18 protein-coding genes are annotated in these 17,356 nt (G+C 42.0%); all 18 read left to right on the forward strand.

What is annotated here, in order from left to right; all coding sequences use genetic code 11:
- The first annotated feature begins 4 nt into the window (after positions 1-4).
- The 18 genes from IRB79_RS12175 (at position 5) to IRB79_RS12260 (ending at position 17,063) form a co-directional block, all read left to right on the forward strand.
- Positions 5-1,468, forward strand: coding sequence for an aldehyde dehydrogenase family protein (locus IRB79_RS12175; RefSeq protein ID WP_243508663.1), 1,464 nt, complete (start codon positions 5-7; stop codon positions 1,466-1,468).
- 18 nt (positions 1,469-1,486) lie between these two features.
- Positions 1,487-1,966: a GlcG/HbpS family heme-binding protein gene (locus IRB79_RS12180; RefSeq protein WP_206836914.1), complete on the forward strand. Its 480-nt coding sequence runs from the start codon at positions 1,487-1,489 to the stop codon at positions 1,964-1,966.
- Positions 1,967-2,050: 84 nt separating this feature from the next.
- A complete protein-coding gene (locus tag IRB79_RS12185; protein ID WP_009330444.1) occupies positions 2,051-2,647 on the forward strand; it encodes a chromate transporter in 597 nt (198 codons plus the stop codon).
- The gene (locus IRB79_RS12190) at positions 2,644-3,174 is read left to right on the forward strand and encodes a chromate transporter (protein ID WP_243508665.1); all 531 of its coding nucleotides are present in this window, start codon (positions 2,644-2,646) and stop codon (positions 3,172-3,174) included. The genes IRB79_RS12185 and IRB79_RS12190 overlap by 4 nt, the downstream gene beginning before the upstream one ends.
- Positions 3,175-3,198: 24 nt before the next feature.
- Positions 3,199-3,885: a GntR family transcriptional regulator gene (locus IRB79_RS12195; RefSeq protein ID WP_243508666.1), complete on the forward strand. Its 687-nt coding sequence runs from the start codon at positions 3,199-3,201 to the stop codon at positions 3,883-3,885.
- A gap of 95 nt (positions 3,886-3,980) precedes the next feature.
- Positions 3,981-4,331 (forward strand): 2Fe-2S iron-sulfur cluster-binding protein, encoded by a 351-nt coding sequence (locus IRB79_RS12200; protein ID WP_243508668.1) that lies wholly within the window; start codon positions 3,981-3,983, stop codon positions 4,329-4,331.
- A 302-nt stretch (positions 4,332-4,633) separates the two neighbouring features.
- Positions 4,634-5,107, forward strand: a complete 474-nt coding sequence (locus tag IRB79_RS12205) for a RidA family protein (protein WP_243508670.1) — start codon at positions 4,634-4,636, stop codon at positions 5,105-5,107.
- Positions 5,108-5,303: 196 nt separating this feature from the next.
- Positions 5,304-7,088 (forward strand): sensor histidine kinase, encoded by a 1,785-nt coding sequence (locus IRB79_RS12210; RefSeq protein WP_243508672.1) that lies wholly within the window; start codon positions 5,304-5,306, stop codon positions 7,086-7,088.
- Complete coding sequence (locus tag IRB79_RS12215; RefSeq protein WP_243508674.1) at positions 7,057-7,848, forward strand: response regulator transcription factor; 792 nt, start codon at positions 7,057-7,059, stop codon at positions 7,846-7,848. The genes IRB79_RS12210 and IRB79_RS12215 overlap by 32 nt, the downstream gene beginning before the upstream one ends.
- 100 nt (positions 7,849-7,948) lie before the next feature.
- Positions 7,949-9,262, forward strand: a complete 1,314-nt coding sequence (locus tag IRB79_RS12220) for an extracellular solute-binding protein (RefSeq protein WP_243508675.1) — start codon at positions 7,949-7,951, stop codon at positions 9,260-9,262.
- A 76-nt stretch (positions 9,263-9,338) separates the two neighbouring features.
- Positions 9,339-10,214 (forward strand): carbohydrate ABC transporter permease, encoded by an 876-nt coding sequence (locus tag IRB79_RS12225; RefSeq protein ID WP_243508677.1) that lies wholly within the window; start codon positions 9,339-9,341, stop codon positions 10,212-10,214.
- Between the two features lie 18 nt (positions 10,215-10,232).
- The gene (locus IRB79_RS12230) at positions 10,233-11,132 is read left to right on the forward strand and encodes a carbohydrate ABC transporter permease (protein ID WP_243508679.1); all 900 of its coding nucleotides are present in this window, start codon (positions 10,233-10,235) and stop codon (positions 11,130-11,132) included.
- 27 nt (positions 11,133-11,159) lie between these two features.
- The gene (locus IRB79_RS12235) at positions 11,160-11,822 is read left to right on the forward strand and encodes a YesL family protein (RefSeq protein WP_243508680.1); all 663 of its coding nucleotides are present in this window, start codon (positions 11,160-11,162) and stop codon (positions 11,820-11,822) included.
- Between the two features lie 29 nt (positions 11,823-11,851).
- Positions 11,852-13,468 (forward strand): glycoside hydrolase family 43 protein, encoded by a 1,617-nt coding sequence (locus IRB79_RS12240; RefSeq protein ID WP_243508683.1) that lies wholly within the window; start codon positions 11,852-11,854, stop codon positions 13,466-13,468.
- 106 nt (positions 13,469-13,574) lie between these two features.
- Positions 13,575-14,444, forward strand: a complete 870-nt coding sequence (locus IRB79_RS12245) for an MBL fold metallo-hydrolase (protein WP_243508685.1) — start codon at positions 13,575-13,577, stop codon at positions 14,442-14,444.
- A gap of 37 nt (positions 14,445-14,481) precedes the next feature.
- Complete coding sequence (locus IRB79_RS12250) at positions 14,482-15,243, forward strand: hydroxypyruvate isomerase family protein (RefSeq protein ID WP_243508687.1); 762 nt, start codon at positions 14,482-14,484, stop codon at positions 15,241-15,243.
- Positions 15,240-16,133, forward strand: a complete 894-nt coding sequence (locus IRB79_RS12255; protein ID WP_048008832.1) for an NAD(P)-dependent oxidoreductase — start codon at positions 15,240-15,242, stop codon at positions 16,131-16,133. Before IRB79_RS12250 ends, IRB79_RS12255 begins: the two co-directional genes overlap by 4 nt.
- Positions 16,134-16,388: 255 nt before the next feature.
- Positions 16,389-17,063: a lysozyme family protein gene (locus IRB79_RS12260; protein WP_243508689.1), complete on the forward strand. Its 675-nt coding sequence runs from the start codon at positions 16,389-16,391 to the stop codon at positions 17,061-17,063.
- Positions 17,064-17,356: the final 293 nt, after the last annotated feature.

Below are 17,356 nucleotides of genomic sequence, written 5' to 3' on the forward strand. Positions count from 1 at the left end.
AGGTTTGATTACAACAAAGGTAGAAACATTCAATAACTATATTAATGGTGAGTGGCAGGAATCCGCGAGCCAAAAAAATTTTTATAGTGTAAACCCTGCAAACACAGAAGATGTCGTCGGTGTTTTTCAGGCATCTAATGAAACCGATGTGAAAGAGGCAATTGAAGCCGCCAGTAAAGCATTCCCTGGCTGGGCAAAGACAGCTCCATCCAAGCGTGCTGCCATTTTGAACAAGGCCGCAGCACTACTCGAAGAAAATGCGGCCACATATGCAGAAGAACTGACAAGGGAAGAAGGAAAGCATGTCAATGATGCGAAAAATGAAGTGCTGCGCTCTGCACAGACACTTCGCTATTATGCGGTCGAGGGACAAAGCTTCACAGGTGAAACCTTCCCGAATGATGATCCAAATATGAGAGTTTCGACGGAAAGAGAACCGCTTGGAGTTGTAAGTGTGATCACGCCATGGAACTTTCCAATCTCTATTGCTGCGAGAAAAATTGCTCCGGCATTAATTACTGGAAACACAGTTGTGTTCAAGCCTTCTTCAGATACCCCTCTGATTGCCGTTCGGCTTGTTGAAGCGCTGCACGATGCCGGTATACCAAATGGCGTCTTGAACTTTGTTACTGGGAAAGCAGCTGATGTAGGTGATTTATTAGTTACCCATCCTGCTGTCAAGGCTGTCACCTTCACTGGCTCAACAGCTGCAGGAGAGGACATCCACAGCAAATGCTCTTTCACTACCAGAACTCAAATGGAACTTGGCGGAAAAAATCCGCTTTTAGTTATGAAAGATGCTGACCTAGATCTTGCTGCCACATTAACAGTCAATGGCGGATTTTCTTTGACTGGGCAGGCATGCACAGGAACAAGCAGAGTGATTGTGATGAAGGAAGTAAAGGAAGCATTTGTGGAGAAATTGATTGAAAAAACAAGCGCCCTTAAAATTGGCAGCGGTTTTGAAGAAGGAGTTAAGATCGGCCCGCTGGCAAATGAAAAGCAGCTGAAAAATGTCTTGAAGTATATCGAGTTTGGGAAAGAAGACGGTGCGGATCTAGTATATGGCGGTGAGCACCTCACATCAGGTGAATATGAAAAAGGATATTTTGTGCAGCCAGCCATTTTTAATAATGTTAAACCAAATCACCGCATTGCCAAGGAAGAAATCTTTGGCCCCGTCATTGCCGTGATCGAGGCAGATACATATGAAGAAGCCATTGCGATTGCCAATGACGTTGACTATGGATTGTCTGCTTCCATTGTGACAAATAATTTAAAAACAGCCAGCCAATTTACTAAAGACATTCAGGCAGGCACGGTAAAAGTAAACCGGACTACAACCGGCAACTTAATCAATGCACCGTTTGGCGGATTAAAGCAATCCAGCACGGCTACGTTCCGGGAGTCAGGAAGAGTCGGCCTGGAATTTTTCACTCAAGTAAAAACCGTTTATATTGGCTATTAAATCAGAAGGAGAATGATGATGAAAACTGCTCTAAAACTTGAATTGGAAGAAGCAAAATTGATGATTGAAGCAGCGAAGGAAAAATCAGCGGAAATCAATGTGTTTGAAACCATAGCAATTGTCGATGACGGCGGCAGTGTGATTGCACTCGAGCGCATGAATGGAGCAAGAATCACCGGACCTGAAATTGCGATTGCCAAAGCTTACACAGCTGCCGGCCATAAACGCTCCACCCATCTATTCAATAAAGAACCGAACGGGCCTGCCCTTCCAGGCAATGAGGCATTTGGCATCCAGCATATGCTTAATGGCAAATTTGCTGTGTTTGTCGGAGGGTTCCCAATTGTGGTTAATGGTGAAGTCGTTGGCGGAATCGGCATCAGCGGAGGAAATGGCGAGCAGGATACGGCTGTTGGGACCGCTGCCTTAAAAGCCCTTCAATCTTATTTGGAAAAAGACGGCTATGAAGTCGTAACCGAAGCAGATATTAAAAAATAATAGAAAGGGACCTCATTCGTTGTTAATAGATAGCGGAATGAGGTCCTTCTTCAGTCAAAAGCACCTAAATAAGGGGAGGATCGCATGAAGCCTTATCTTGAATTGGCGATTGGATTTGCACGCACCGGTGTGACAGGGTATGGAGGAGGTCCTTCGACAATACCTCTGATTGAATTTGAAGCAGTTAAGAAATATAAATGGATGACGGAGGAGGAATTCGGGGAGATTTTGGCATTAGCCAATACGCTGCCTGGACCGATTGCAACGAAAATGGCTGCCTATATCGGCTACAAAGTTAAAGGCAGCATGGGTGCCGCTGTAGCCATCCTTACGCATATCCTACCTTCCATTATTGCCATGCTAGCTTTGCTTGGCGTTTTATACTCTTTCCGCCAGTCCCCGATTGTAAGCGGAATGGTGCAGGGAGTGACACCTGTCATCGGCTTTATGCTGGCTGAGATGGCCTACCGTTTTTACCAGAAAGGAAGCCAGGGCTTAGGGCTGCCGAAAAACCTTATGCTTGCAGCCGTATCACTGGTATTTGTTCAGTTTTTGGAATGGCATCCCGGTATTTTAATTGCGATCGTCTTAAGCACAGCATTTTATATTGCCCATCGGAAGGAACAGGCGAATAAAAAGGCAACTGAAGAGTACATGCCAGTAAGGGAGAAAAGTTCATGATATATTGGGAGATCTTTTGGGCATTTTTTGTAGCGAATCTATTAGGTTACGGAGGGGGACCCGCAACGATTCCCCTCATTCAAATTGAAGTAGTGAACAACAATGGCTGGATGACACTATCAGAATTTGGGGATGTTCTCGCCATTGCGAATGCGCTGCCGGGTCCCATAGCAACGAAAATGGCCGGATTCATCGGCTATGAATTAGGCGGGGTTTTAGGGGCGGCAGTAGCTTTGGCAGCTACCATCCTTCCATCAGCGCTGGCAGTCATCGTCCTGTTTAAGTTTGTGAATTTATTTAAAGATTCCCCTAAAGTGAAGCTAATGACCAAGTCCGTGCAGCCGATCATTGCTGTCCTTCTGGCTGTCATGGCCTACCAGTTCTTTTTGACAGGCTTTGAAAACAGCGGAATGCTGCATCTTGTGCTGCTTGCAGCTGTTAGCTATTTAACATTGATCAAATTCAAGGTTCATCCTTCGCTTGTTATATTTGGAGCTTTATTTTATGGAGGGATCTTTTTATCTTAGCCTATAAAAATAGGAGATGAAAAAATGGATAAAACATGGGAGGAAAACAACTTAATATCCATACGCGAACATGCGTATTTGTACCTGAAAAAACTCATTTTAGAAGGAGAATACCAGGCAGGAGACAGACTGGTAGAAAGAGAACTTGCAGCCAAGCTCAACATTAGCCGCACACCGATTCGGGAGGCTCTGTTCAGGCTGGAATCTCAAGGTTTCGTAAAAACAGTTCCCAGAAAAGGGGTCGTCATCTCCAATATTTCAGAGCATGAAGTATTGGAGGTATTTACGATTCTCTCTTCCCTGGAAGTGCTTGCTGTAAAACTGGCAGCACAAAGAATGGATTCAGGTACACAAAAAGAACTGGATCTCAAAATTAAGGAACTGATGGAGCTAAGTGAACAGGATGAAGAAAACTTCAACTCCGAACATATTCAAATGAACAGGCTGATTAATAAGGCATCCAAAAGTCCAAAACTATATGAAATCCTATCAGGCTTGATCGATTTTATTCATATGGCCGCCAATATGGGGTATGAAACACCAGGAAGAAGGAAGGACTCCTTAAAAGAACATATCGATATTATGAAGGCACTGCGCGATAAAGATGCCGAAATAGCTGAATACCTGATGCGGATTCATATTGAGAATTCGAAAAAGGCGTACATGGCCTATGTGAACCGAATTAAAAAGAGAGGGACTGTTAAAAACTAATAAATATTTAAAAGTTTAGTATTGTCTGAATATTATTAATATGGTATATTGTATACCAAGAACTAAGAAACGAAATCACAGGGAGGAATTCAATCATGCCAAACATCCATTTTGTCAACAGCAACAAAACTCTGGAAGTGCCTGAGGATTCTAATATATTAAGAATGTCGCTCCGCTATGATGGAGATCTGCCAAATCGCTGCGGCGGCGGAATTTGCGGCACTTGTGTTTTTAAAACAGAAGAAGGAGCAGAATACCTGGACAACGTAAAAATCCAGGAAAGAAGGAAGCTGGGAGAAGAGTGGCTGGAGAAAGGCTACCGTTTAGGCTGCCAGACATTCGTTACAGACGGGGATATCACCATTTCTTGGGACGATGAAGTTACCGATCAGGTGAAAAAGAGAAAGCCGGATAAATTAAAACAAACCGTTATAACAGGAAAATGAGCTTACGAATACTGCATTCTGTAATGGATGAAATCAACGGCATTGGCCCATTACAGAATGTAATAGTATATAGAATCCAATAAAATAGAAGAAGGTGAAATTATGTGGGTTTGCAGCACACATTTAAAAGAAGCCATGCAAATATTAAAAACTCCTCATATTCGAAAAGCTCCATATGAAATCAAATGCTCACTTTGTGAAAATCATGCTTTCGCCAAAGTCTATTATACTCACCGCTCATTTAAATTCACTAAACAACTATATTCTTCATTAAAACAACGTGTTTCCCAGGAGGCATAGCGATGGATGGGGTAAAAAAGGGAATTGAAGAAAGACTGGAAGAGCTGAATATACAGCTCCCTGTATTGGCTGACATCCGAATGCCTTTTGAACCGGGCGTTATCTCAGGCAAAACAGTCTTTTTATCCGGACAAACACCCAGGGTAAATGGCGCACAAAAATATGCAGGTATTGTAGGGGAAGATATCTCGATCGAGGAAGCAAAGGATGCAGCAAGAATTTGTACGCTGAATCTGCTGGCAGCCCTTAAAGGGATCATTGGAGATTTAAATAAAGTAAAAAGAATCATCAAAATGGATGGATACGTTGCCTCAACAAGCAGCTTTAAAAATCATCCTGTAGTCATTAATGCTGCATCAGATTTGCTTCATGACATTTTCGGCAAGGAAAATGGACATGCCCGCAAAGCTGTAGGGCTAGCCTCCCTTCCAGGCGGAGCCCCTGTAGAAATTGAAATGATCGTTGAAATAGAATAACTTCCAAACAAGGGCTGCTCAGGTATTGAGCAGTTTTTCTATTTATGCTTCATAAATAAAATGCTATTATGTTTTCAAAAAGGATAAAGGAGGATGTAAGCCCAAATAAATTTATGTAAGGGTTTTCAAGTTATACAGCTTTAAATCTGCTATATTTAAATAAATATATAAGATAACCTGAGAATAGGTGATTCATATGAAGAGCTTTCTTTCTTCTTTAAAAAAATTCAATACACTCCGGAACCAGATTCTAGCAGTGTTTTTAAGCGTCATGCTGTTTGTCCTGGCATTTGTTTCACTCGTTGTCTATGACCAATTAGGCGGCTTTTTCAGGCAAAATGCAGAACGCCAAATTCAGCAAACCGCTGCAGAAGCTAACGGAAGAATGGAAACGCTTTATAAACAAATTGATACTCTGACTAATCAGCTCATGACCAATAGTACTGTTCAGCAGATGCTGCTAAAGATGCTTGAAGGAGAAAGCATGGATTACGGAAAATTGGAATCCCTGATAAAAATCATCAATAATACATATGCCTACTCAGATGGAATATCATCAATTGAACTGTATAATGCAGAAGGCAAAAGGATTTTCCCATTCGATGGGAAAAATATTTTTAAAGTCATTGATTCAAAGTGGGTAAAAGCCGCTGACAAGGAAAAGGGGAAGCTTGTTTGGACAGGGAAGGATCCTGGGAACAGCAGCTATTCTGCCGCCATACGGAGAGTCAGTCTGATGGATCGCTGGTTTACGAATGGCGGTTATCTTGTCGTCCGTATTTCCAACAGTTATTTTCAGGTACAAGGGAATAATGAAGAAAACGGACAGAATGATTATATGATGCTTCTCGATCGCGACTTAACGCCAATTACCTATGATTACGGACTCGACATAAAAAGCATTATCCAGCAAGAGGAAAAATCGATTATGATCCAGGATCAGGAATATATGGCTGTTACCGAAAAGTCAGCTGTGACAGGCTGGACTTTTGTCATCCTGAAGCCGATGAGTTTTCTGCTGCAGGGCGTTTCGAAAGTTCGTGCTGTAATCATTTTAGCAGTTTCCATTGGATTCTTTTTATTTGTCATTTCCTCCATAGTGCTCGCCACCATGATCACCAAACCGATTAAGAAACTGACTAATACGATGAAAAATGCCAAAATGGATGAATTAAAACTGAATCCTGAGAGTAATTCCTCGTTTGAATTTATTGAATTAAATAACACCTACAATAAAATGGTTGAAAGGACCAACCACTTAATACAAGTTGTCTATGAAAAAGAATTGCTGCGGTCCCGAACTGAGCTGAAGGCACTGCAGGCTCAAATTGATCCGCATTTTCTTTACAACACTCTAAATGCACTGTACTGGTCCCTGGAGGAGAAAAAGGAAGAGGAATTGGCTGAGATTGTTATTTCAATGTCGGAACTTTTCCGATATACAATCGGGAATCGCAGCTCAGCTGAATGGGTTACTATACATGATGAACTTGATCATATTGAACGGTATATGCGCCTAATGAAAATGCGGCTTGGAGAAAGATTATTATGGAAAGTTGCTGCACCGCCCAAGCTCCTGGGTGTGAGAATACCAAAATTGATTATCCAGCCATTAGTTGAAAATGCTATACAGCATGGAATTGAAAATAAGAGAATACAAGGAACTGTCCTTATCAAATTAGAAGAATCAGCCGGAGGGGACTCGATCAAAATCACGGTGCAGGATAACGGCCCGGGAATTGATCAGACTGAGCTTCATCAGTTAAACGAGGAGATAAAAAAAGAGAATGTTTCTTCATTTAAAGGAATTGGGATGGCGCTGACAAACGTTAACAAAAGGCTCAGCCTTTATTATGATGCCTATTCCCTTGTAGGTCTTCATCTGGAAAGTGAGTTGGGTTCAGGCACTAAAGTTGTGTTCGAGATACCTGCGGGGGAGGGAATTAAAGATGAATACAAAGATAATCTTAATAGTGGATGATGAAGAGACAACAAGACAGGGGCTGAAAAAGACACTGGAAGGATGGTCAGCAGGGAGATTTGAGATTATAAGCGCAGCTGATGGACATGAAGCTTTAGAGTTATTTAAGAGGACCAAAGTGAACCTGCTTATTACAGATATATGCATGCCAGAAATGAATGGATTGGCGCTGCTGAAACACATTAGAAATCAAGGATACAAGCCTGCTGTCATGATTATTTCAGGCTATCCTCATTTTGAATTTGCCCAGGAAGCCATCCGGCTGGGTGTTCTCAACTATCTGGTCAAACCACTGCGGAAGGAAAGTCTTATAAAGGCAATTGAAGAGGCTCTTGAAACGGAAGAACATATGGTCAGGGCAGATTATTTGGAGAAAGTCGCAGATCAGGGCCTGTTAGAGCTGGAAGCAAAAAAAGAGTATGTAAATTCATCTGTCAAACAAGCCATTGCTTATGTAAACAAAAACCTTCCGGAACAAATTTCTCTCAAAGAAGTCGCTGATGCAGTGCATCTGAATGCCAGTTATTTTAGTGCGATGTTTAAAGAGCAGACCAGCATTACCTTTAGTGAATATTTGACAAGAAAAAGGCTGCAATTGGCGAAAAAGCTGCTCATAACCACGGATTTGCCAATAGATGAAGTGGCCCGGCAGGCTGGGTATCAAACAGCCAAGTACTTTATTAAGCTTTTTAAAGACTCGGAAGGTGTGACCCCAAGCAAATACCGGAAACTGACCGAACTTGATGAAACTCCCATCTAAAAATAGTGGAATTTTTCCCAATCGCGGTTACCTTACCGCGATTTTTTAGTGGTGTTATCATTAGAATTGTTAGAATAATTAAGAAATAGGGGGTTGGAAAATGTTTAAGAAAGCGCATTCATTTTTACTTATTGCAGTGCTGATCCTGGCAGCAGCGCTCGCAGGATGCAGCGGAAACACCGATACGGCCAGTGGTGAAAACGGTTCCAAAAAAACCATTAAATTCATGCACTTATGGCCGGCAGGAAGCTCCAAGCAGCAAAATCAGATTGTTACAGATATTATTGAACAATATGAAGCCGAGCATGAAGATGTGAAAATTGAAGTTGAAGTTCTGGAAAATGAGCAGTACAAAAATAAAATCAAGGTTCTTTCATCTTCAAATGAATTGCCGGATGTAGGGTTTACCTGGGCAGCGGGATATATGACTCCATTTGTGAAGGGCAATCTATTTGCAGAGCTTGATGATGTATTAAATGATGGTTTGAAGGATTCTTTTGTCAGCGGGACTACGGAAGCTTACGCTCTCGATGGAAAAACCTATGGTTTGCCTCTTGAGCTGAACATTGCACCTATATACTACAATAAAGAAATTTTTAAGAAATATAATCTTGATGTTCCCCAAACTTACAGCGAGTTTGAAAATGCTGTTAAGACATTGGCAGACAACGGTGTTGCCCCGATTGCACTTGGAAATAAAGACCGCTGGACAGGATCTTTGTGGTACATGTACCTGGCAGACCGATTTGGCGGGGCTGAAGTTCTTAATAAAGCCATTGACCGCTCCGGTTCGTTCGAAGATCCGGCACTGGTATCAGCTGCTGAAGAAATTCAAAACCTTGTCAAAGAGAACGCATTTAATAAAGGCTATAATGGACTTTCAAATGACGAAGGAAAGGCTGAGTTCCTGAACGGCAATGCGGCAATGTATCTGATGGGAACCTGGGAGCTCCCTAATTTTACAACGAATGAAGAAATCCCGCAGGATTTCAGGGATAGCGTTGGATTCTTTAAATTCCCGACCGTTGACGGCGGCAAAGGAAATATCGACAGCTGGGTGGGCGGCCCGGGAGTAGGGTTATTCGTTGCTGAGAATTCAAAGGTTAAAGATGAATCAAAAGAATTTGTAAAGTTCTTTGTTAAAAAGTGGGGAGAGCAATCTGTTGAAAAAGCGGGTGTAATTCCTGCCACGAAGGTCGATACCGGTAAAGTGGATCTTCCAGACCTGTATATTGATGTCTTAAACGAGTTAAATAAAGCCAGCAGCTTAACCTTATTTGCTGATGTCCAAATGAGTGCTTCGGTTGCAGAAACACATTTAAACCTTATCCAATCACTGTTCGGCAATGAAGTAAAACCAGCTGATTATGCCAAACAGCATGAAGAGGCTCTTAAGGCTGAGGAAGGGAATTAACAGCATTCCCGGAAAAGGATATATCTGCTGATGGGGTATATCCTTTCCAATTCTAACAGGGAGGAGCTTAAATGAAATGAATAAAGTGCTGTCCAATAAAAAAGTCATTGCACTGTACATCACACCTGCCCTTTTCCTGGTCCTTGCGCTGATCTATGTGCCGATTGTGCAGACAGGCTACTATGGTTTAATGAAATGGAATGGCATTGGAGAAATGGATTTTATCGGCTTAAAGAATTACACGGTACTGATGAAAGATGCACTCTTTTGGAAAAGTGCATTGCATTCCTTTTTGCTGGCCCTGTTTTCAGCATTAAGTCTGATCGGTTACTTGTTCATTTCCATTATCCTCGCCGGTAAAATCAAAGGTGCAGATTTATTGAGGAAGATATACCTGATCCCCATGCTGCTGGCGTCAGTTGCAATTGCACAGCTTTGGATGAAGATATATCACCCTTCAAATGGCATGCTGAACACAGTGTTAATGGCTATCGGCATAGAAGATCCGCCTGCATGGCTTGCGGACGCCAATCTCGCACTCTATGCCATCATTATACCAATTATATGGCAATACGCAGGTTTTTACATTCTCATTTATTATGCAGCATTAAAAAATATTCCTGAATCACTTGTTGAAGCAGCAAGAATTGATGGGGCTTCTCCCTGGCAGATTGCCCTTAAAATAAAGCTTCCTTTGATTATGAATGTAATTAAAGTAACGATTGTTCTTGCAGTCGTAGGCTCGCTGAAATACTTTGACCTGATCTATGTCATGACCGGGGGCGGTCCGAATGGAGCAAGCGAAGTAATGGCGTCTTATATGTATCAAAAAGCATTTAAGGGTTTTGACTTTGGATATGCAAGTGCCATCGGATTTTTCCTGCTGGTCATTTGTCTTATTGTTACCTACATCATCCGCAGATTTACAGCTGCAAATGAAGATATCTATTAACGAAAGGGAGGAGAATGTATGGAAACAGTAAAACCTGATGGCACTCCACGCATAGGAAAAGGACTGGACACAAAGCTTGTCTCAAAACCGATCATAAACCGTATAGCTTATGGCATCATGTATGTGTTCCTAGTTCTTGTCGCCGTGTTTCAGATTTTCCCGATTATCTGGCTCTTTCTTTTTTCCCTGAAAAACAACCAGGAAGTCTTCAATATGTCTCCATTTTCATTGCCTGAAAACCCTAAATGGGAAAATTACGCAAAGGTTTGGACGGAAGGAAACATCAGCCTCTATTTTTTAAATAGTGTAACGTACACCCTTTCAGCCGTCATGCTGACTGTTGTTTTAGCCAGCATGGTTACCTTTGCCATTACGAGAATGCATTGGAAAGGCAGCAGGCTGGTGCTGGGACTGTTTATGGTCGGTTTAATGATACCGGTCCATTCAACATTGATCCCTTTATTCAGCACTTTTACCAATATCAATCTGATTGATAATCCGCTATCCATTATTCTAACTTACACAGCTTTTAACCTGCCGATCACCATTATGATTTTGCTGGGCTTTTATGAAGCTTTGCCAAGGGAGGTAGAAGAAGCAGCAGTCATGGATGGTGCATCCATCCATCATATTTTCTTTAAAATAACTCTGCCAATGACGATGCCGGTAATGGCAACGGCTGCGATTATTAATATGATCTACAACTGGAATGAATTTGTTTTTGTGAATACATTTATCAGTTCGAATAGCTTTAAGACACTCACTGTTGGTATCCAGAATTTCATTGGCCAGTATACTACGGATTGGGGGGCTATCGGTGCCACACTGGTCATCAGCATCCTGCCAATATTAATTGCCTTTCTGATATTAAGCAATCGCATCGTTGAGGGGATAGCATCTGGCTCGGTTAAAGGATAATGATCTAAAGCAGAGGAGGTGATAAACATGCAAAATACACTGGGCAAGCTATTTACAATATGTGAATGGATCATGAAGCTTGCTTATGTTAACTTGCTCTGGTTTTTTTTTACGGCGGCAGGGCTAATCGTTTTTGGCTTCATGCCGGCAACCGTATCCCTCTTCACCATCGTCCGCAAGTGGCAGATGAAACAGGCAGAAGTGCCTGTTTGGGATACTTTCCTATCAATCTATAAAAAGGAATTCACTAAATCTAATTTGCTTGGTTTCATACTTGTAATCTGCGCGGGGTTCATTCTTTTGGATTTACATTTTGTAAATGGATTAGAAGGGAGTCTGCAGCTGCTATTTTTCGTACCGCTGCTGATTACATCTGCTCTCTATTTCATTACTCTGATGTATCTTTTTCCGGTGTATGTACATTTCGAATTAAAAGTAACCGAATATATAAAAAATTCATGTCTACTTGGGATCCTGAACCTGCATCTTACCCTAATTTTTGCAGCATCTGCCGGATCCATCATTTTTCTGCTGTTGTACAGTCCTGCATTTATTCCCTTCTTTAGCGCGGTTTCCATTACATGGATTCTGATGTATGGGGGAATGTACAGTTTTAGGAAAATTGAAGCGAGGGAAAAGCACCGGCAGCTTGAACCGATCAGGCATTCGGGCTTAAGCAGACATATTTAAGGAACAAATAAAAAGAAAGGTGTGGTCAAATGGCACTCATACGCAATCCGATTTTAACAGGATTTAATCCTGATCCGAGCATTTGCCGGGTGGGAGAAGATTATTATATTGCTGTTTCCACTTTTGAGTGGTTTCCCGGTGTTGGAATCTATCATTCTAAGGATCTGAAGAATTGGCGTCTGGCTGCAAGGCCATTAAACCGGATAAGCCAGCTGAATATGACAGGAAATCCGGATTCAGGCGGGGTTTGGGCACCTGCTTTATCCTATCATGATGGCCAGTTCTGGCTTATTTATACGGATGTAAAAGTGGTGGATGGCCAGTGGAAGGATTGCCATAATTACCTTTCAGTATGTGAAAGCGTAGAAGGGGAATGGTCTGATCCTGTATATTTAAATAGTTCAGGATTTGACCCTTCTATGTTCCATGATGAGGAAGGAAAAAAATATTTGGTCAACATGGTGTGGGATCACCGTGCCGGCCATCACAATTTTTACGGAATCGCTTTGCAGGAATATGACGCACAGAAGCAAAAGCTGACAGGGAAAGCGGAGATCATCTTCAAGGGGACCGATATCAAACTGACAGAAGCTCCGCATTTGTATAAAATCAATGGCTATTACTATTTGCTGACTGCTGAAGGCGGGACTAAATATGACCATCAGGCCACCATTGCGAGATCAAAGAATATAAGGGGGCCATATGAAGTGCACCCTGAAAATCCGCTCATTTCATCTTTCGGGTCACCGAGGAACCCTCTGCAAAAGGCCGGTCACGCCTCATTGGTACAAACCCACACAGATGAATGGTTTCTTGTCCATCTTACAGGACGTCCCTTATCAAGAGAGGGGCATCCCTTACTCGACCCGCGCGGATATTGTCCTCTTGGAAGGGAGACGGCCATACAAAGGCTGGAATGGAAGAATGAATGGCCTTATGTGACTGGCGGGAACGAGCCTTCCCTTGAAATAGAAGGGCCAAAGATTAAGGAAGCAAAGTGGGGAAGAGATTTTCCGGAAAAAGACGATTTTGATAGTGAAACCCTAAACCTGCATTTCCAGAATTTAAGGATTCCACTTGGGGAGCATATTGTTTCATTGAATGATAACCCGGGCCATCTTCGATTATATGGGAAAGAAAGCTTAACATCCAAATTTACACAGGCCTTCATTGCGAGGAGATGGCAGCACTTTTCTTTTACTGCTGAAACAAAGGTGGCATTTGAGCCCGAAACCTTCCAGCAATCTGCCGGCCTCGTCAATTATTATAATACTGAAAACTGGACGTCCTGCCAGGTCAGCTGGAATGAAGATAAAGGACGAATCCTTGAATTGGTGTCATGCGATAATTTTACTTTCTCCCAGCCTTTAAAAGGGAATGAAATAGAAATCCCGGCAGAAGTGAAATATGTTTACCTACGTGTTAATGTCCATATCCATGAATATAATTATTCTTATTCATTCGACGGTGAGAACTGGACAGAACTTGCAGTTCCTTTCCAATCCCATAAATTATCGGATGATTACATAAAGGGCGGCGGTTTTTTTACAGGTGCATTCGTCGGCATGCAATGTCAGGACACTTCCGGCCAAAATCAATTTGCCGATTTTGATTATTTTGTTTATAAAGGCGAATCTAAATCATAAAATTGGGCTGCTCAGGTATTGAGCAGTTTTTTTCTATATAATAGAGAAAAAGGATTCTCTTCACTTAGACAGAATTAATGTACAAAAGAATCATAGGGAGGATTTTATGCAAACATTAGAAAAACTTAATTGCAGGTTTTGGTATCAAACTCCTGTGTCAGAAACAGACCGTCCCATTTTAGGGGCTATGGTCGGGGATCGAATGACTCTGATGATTGATGCAGGCAATTCTAAGGCTCATGCCCAATTATTTTTAAGAGAGCTGGAGAAGCAGCGAATACCTTCACCAAGAATGGTGGTGCTGACTCATTGGCACTGGGATCATATTTTCGGCCTTCCTTCACTGGATATTCCATCTGTTGCTTCCAGCCTCACGAAAGCGGAAATGGAAAAACTAATTCCTTTTCGATGGACAGATGATGCATTGGATGAACGTGTTAAAAGCGGAGTCGAAATAGAATTTTGCGCAAGCGCCATAAAAAAAGAGTATGGTAAAGATCGAAGCATTAAAATTAAACTTCCAGATATCACGTTCGAGAATAAGCTTGAAATAGATCTCGGAGGTGTGACTTGCCAACTGCAGCAAGTAGGCGGGGACCATTCGCCAGATTCGGTGGTGGTATATATAAAGGAAGAAAAAATATTATTTCTGGGAGATGCGATTTACGCGAATCTTTACGCAAGTAAATGGAATTACACGGCAGACCGCGTGCTTCAGCTAATGGATGCACTGGATCAGTTTGAGGCAGATACATATATTTTGTCTCATGGAACGGCCATATCAAAGTCAGAGTACCAGGAGGAAGCGGCCTTGCTGCGGAAGGCTGCACAGCTTACAAAAGAATTCGAAGGGCAGATGGAAGAAATGAAGAATGCCTATCAATCCTATGTCAATCGTGAACTGAATGACAATGAGCTTGAAATGATACAGTACTTTGCAAATGGTTATGAACTGCAAAAAACTTCTGCAGTTTAATTTGTAAATCAAAATATCCTTTTTAAGGGAGGCTGTCATGAATAAATACTCTGTTAATCTTTCAACTGTTTTTACAGAAGTTCCTTTTTTGGAGCGGTTCAAAAAAGCCCGTGAAGCTGGTTTTTCTTATGTGGAGTGCCAGTTTCCATATACATATACAATAGAAGAAATCAAAAAAGAGCTTAAGCAAAATCAGTTATCGTTGGGCTTAATTAACCTGCCGCCAGGTCAATGGGAAAAAGGGGACCGTGGACTGGCGGCAGACCCGGAGCGCATAGAAGAATTTAGAAAATCAGTTGAAACGGGAATCCGTTATGCAAATGGCCTTGGAGTTAAAAAGATACATTGCATGGCTGGGATACACCAAGATAATAATCGGGAAGTTTTTGTTGAAAATCTCTTTTATGCGGGCACTGCAATGTCTAAGCACGAGATTACCTTATTAATTGAGCCTATCAATCCATTCGACATGCCTGGCTATTTCTTAAGTGATCTCCAGCAGGCAGCCGACATTATCCATCGTGTCGGTTTGCCGAATGTGAAGCTTCAATTCGACTTTTACCATATCGAAAGAATTCATGGCCATTCTCTTTTCATGTATCAAAAATACGCTGAGCTTGTTTCGCATGTGCAAATTGCAGACCATCCGGGCAGACAGCAGCCAGGGACAGGCGAAATAAATTATACCGATATCCTTCAATACTTGAGTAAACACTACCGAGGCTTGATAGGTTTTGAATATAATCCACAAGGCAGAAGTGAAGAGAGTTTTGCTTGGATGAAAGGGGTGACATCATGAAGATTGGATTTATTGGTACAGGAGTAATGGGTTCGCGGATGGCTAAGCGTCTCCTGGACAATAGCTTTCACGTCATGGTTCATAATCGGACAATTGAAAAAGCACAGCCCCTTATTGAGCTGGGAGCCTTTTATTCGGAAACGATCAGCTACCTGGCCAGCCAATGTCAAGTCGTGTGTACATGTCTTTCTATGCCAGACGATGTGCTGAACGTCTATACAGGTAAGGAGGGGATTATTCATAGTGCCCAGCCCGGAACGATATGCATTGACTTTACATCAGTAGGGGCCGACACGAGTAAAACAATCTTTGAGATGACAGATGCAAAAAAGATCAGTTATCTGGATTGTCCGGTTAGCGGCGGTCCAGAAGGAGCAGAAAGCGGGACATTAACGATCATGGCAGGCGGCGAGAAAGTGGCTTTTCAAAAAGTTAAGCCGGTACTGGAGGTGCTCGGTGACACCATAGAGTATCTGGGACCTTCGGGTTCAGGCAGCATTGCCAAGCTGATTAATCAGTATCTTGTTGCTGTTCACTCGCTGGCTGCATCAGAGGCAATGGTAACAGGATCTGCTTATGGACTGGACTCCGAACTGCTCTTGAAAGTGCTGAAGGCAAGCTATGGCGACAGCAGAATCCTGCGCAGGCATATGGAACAATACGTATTCGACCGCCATTTCACACCAGGAGGGGCAGTGAAATATGTTAACAAGGATGTCCGGCTCGCCAACCAGCTTTTACAGGATGCCGGCCTAAGCCAATTTACAGGTCAGATGGCTGAAAAAGCATTCCAGGCAGCAGCTGAGCAAGGCCTTAGCGATCAGGATATGTCGGCAGTCATAAAGCCGCTGGAGGAAGAGGCAGGAATTATTGTGAAGAGGAAGAAGTAATCAGCGGAGACAGGAAGGCTGCTGGTTATTAGCATTCATTTGATATGTATAGCAGAAAACCAGTGTGAAGCAAACTGAATGCTGGGATATACCAAAATTCAGGCCGATATAATTTATATCCCAACGATAAAAACCGAAACTTTATGGATAAACCTTCTTCCGACCTCCTCTAAAGGAGCTATTCCTATTAAAATATCAGTATTTTCTGCTATAATGAAAATCTGAAAAAATAATAGAGAAACCGGGAGAGCAGCAATGAAACGCAAAAAAAGCAAAAAGCGTACAAAACGCAGATCAAATATAGCATTCCTGTTATTTTTTTTGGTTTTGATCTTTGTCCTATTTGATCAATTCAAGCAGCTTAATATTAAGGAAACAGCGGTTTCCTTACTGCCTAATACTGTGTCAAGGGATGTTCAGAATTATACGCCAATCCTTCAGAAGGAGTTGAAGGAAGTTAACCTTGAAGAATATACTCTCGTATTGGCCGCGATCATGCAGCAGGAAAGCAAAGGGAAGGGCGGGGACCCGATGCAGGCTTCAGAATCAGCAGGATTACCCCCGAATTCCATTCGGGATCCGGAACAAAGCATTAAGCAGGGTGTTAAACACTTTCAGAAAGCATTAAATTATGGCAGTCAAAAAAAGGTAGACTTCCCTGCCGTTATCCAGGCTTACAATATGGGAATCGGCTATATTGACTTTGTTGCTGAACAGGGCGGAAAACACAGTGAAGAAATCGCGAAAGAATTCTCACTCAAACAGGCTGAAAAAAATCCGGAAGTTTATAATTGCGGAGGCGACAAAAATAATTTCCGCTATCCATACTGTTATGGGGATTTCACGTATACAACAAAAGTAACGAAAAATATTGAGATTCTTACGGCAAGTAACACAGGAAAATCCGGAGAATTTAAATCAGTATGGTGAAACGAAACATAATAATATTGTGAAACGAAACATAATAATATTATGGTAAACTAAAACCGCGCTTGTTAAAAAAGTGCGGTTTGTTTTGTGTTTCCATACAGGTTTTAATCGCCAAGTTTTTATGGATCCTGTTCCAACCTGAATTATGGCAATCGTGGTTATGAATAAAGAGGTTTAAAAATACTTAAAAAGAGGAATGGTTCTAGGTCATAACCGGTCTAAGAGCTGCATAAGTTAATTTCCTCCATTGTATTCATTTAAATGACTCGGCTTTTATGTATAATTTGTTTAAA

The organism is Cytobacillus oceanisediminis, from assembly GCF_022811925.1.
In the GTDB taxonomy this organism is placed as follows: domain Bacteria; phylum Bacillota; class Bacilli; order Bacillales; family Cytobacillaceae; genus Cytobacillus; species Cytobacillus oceanisediminis_D.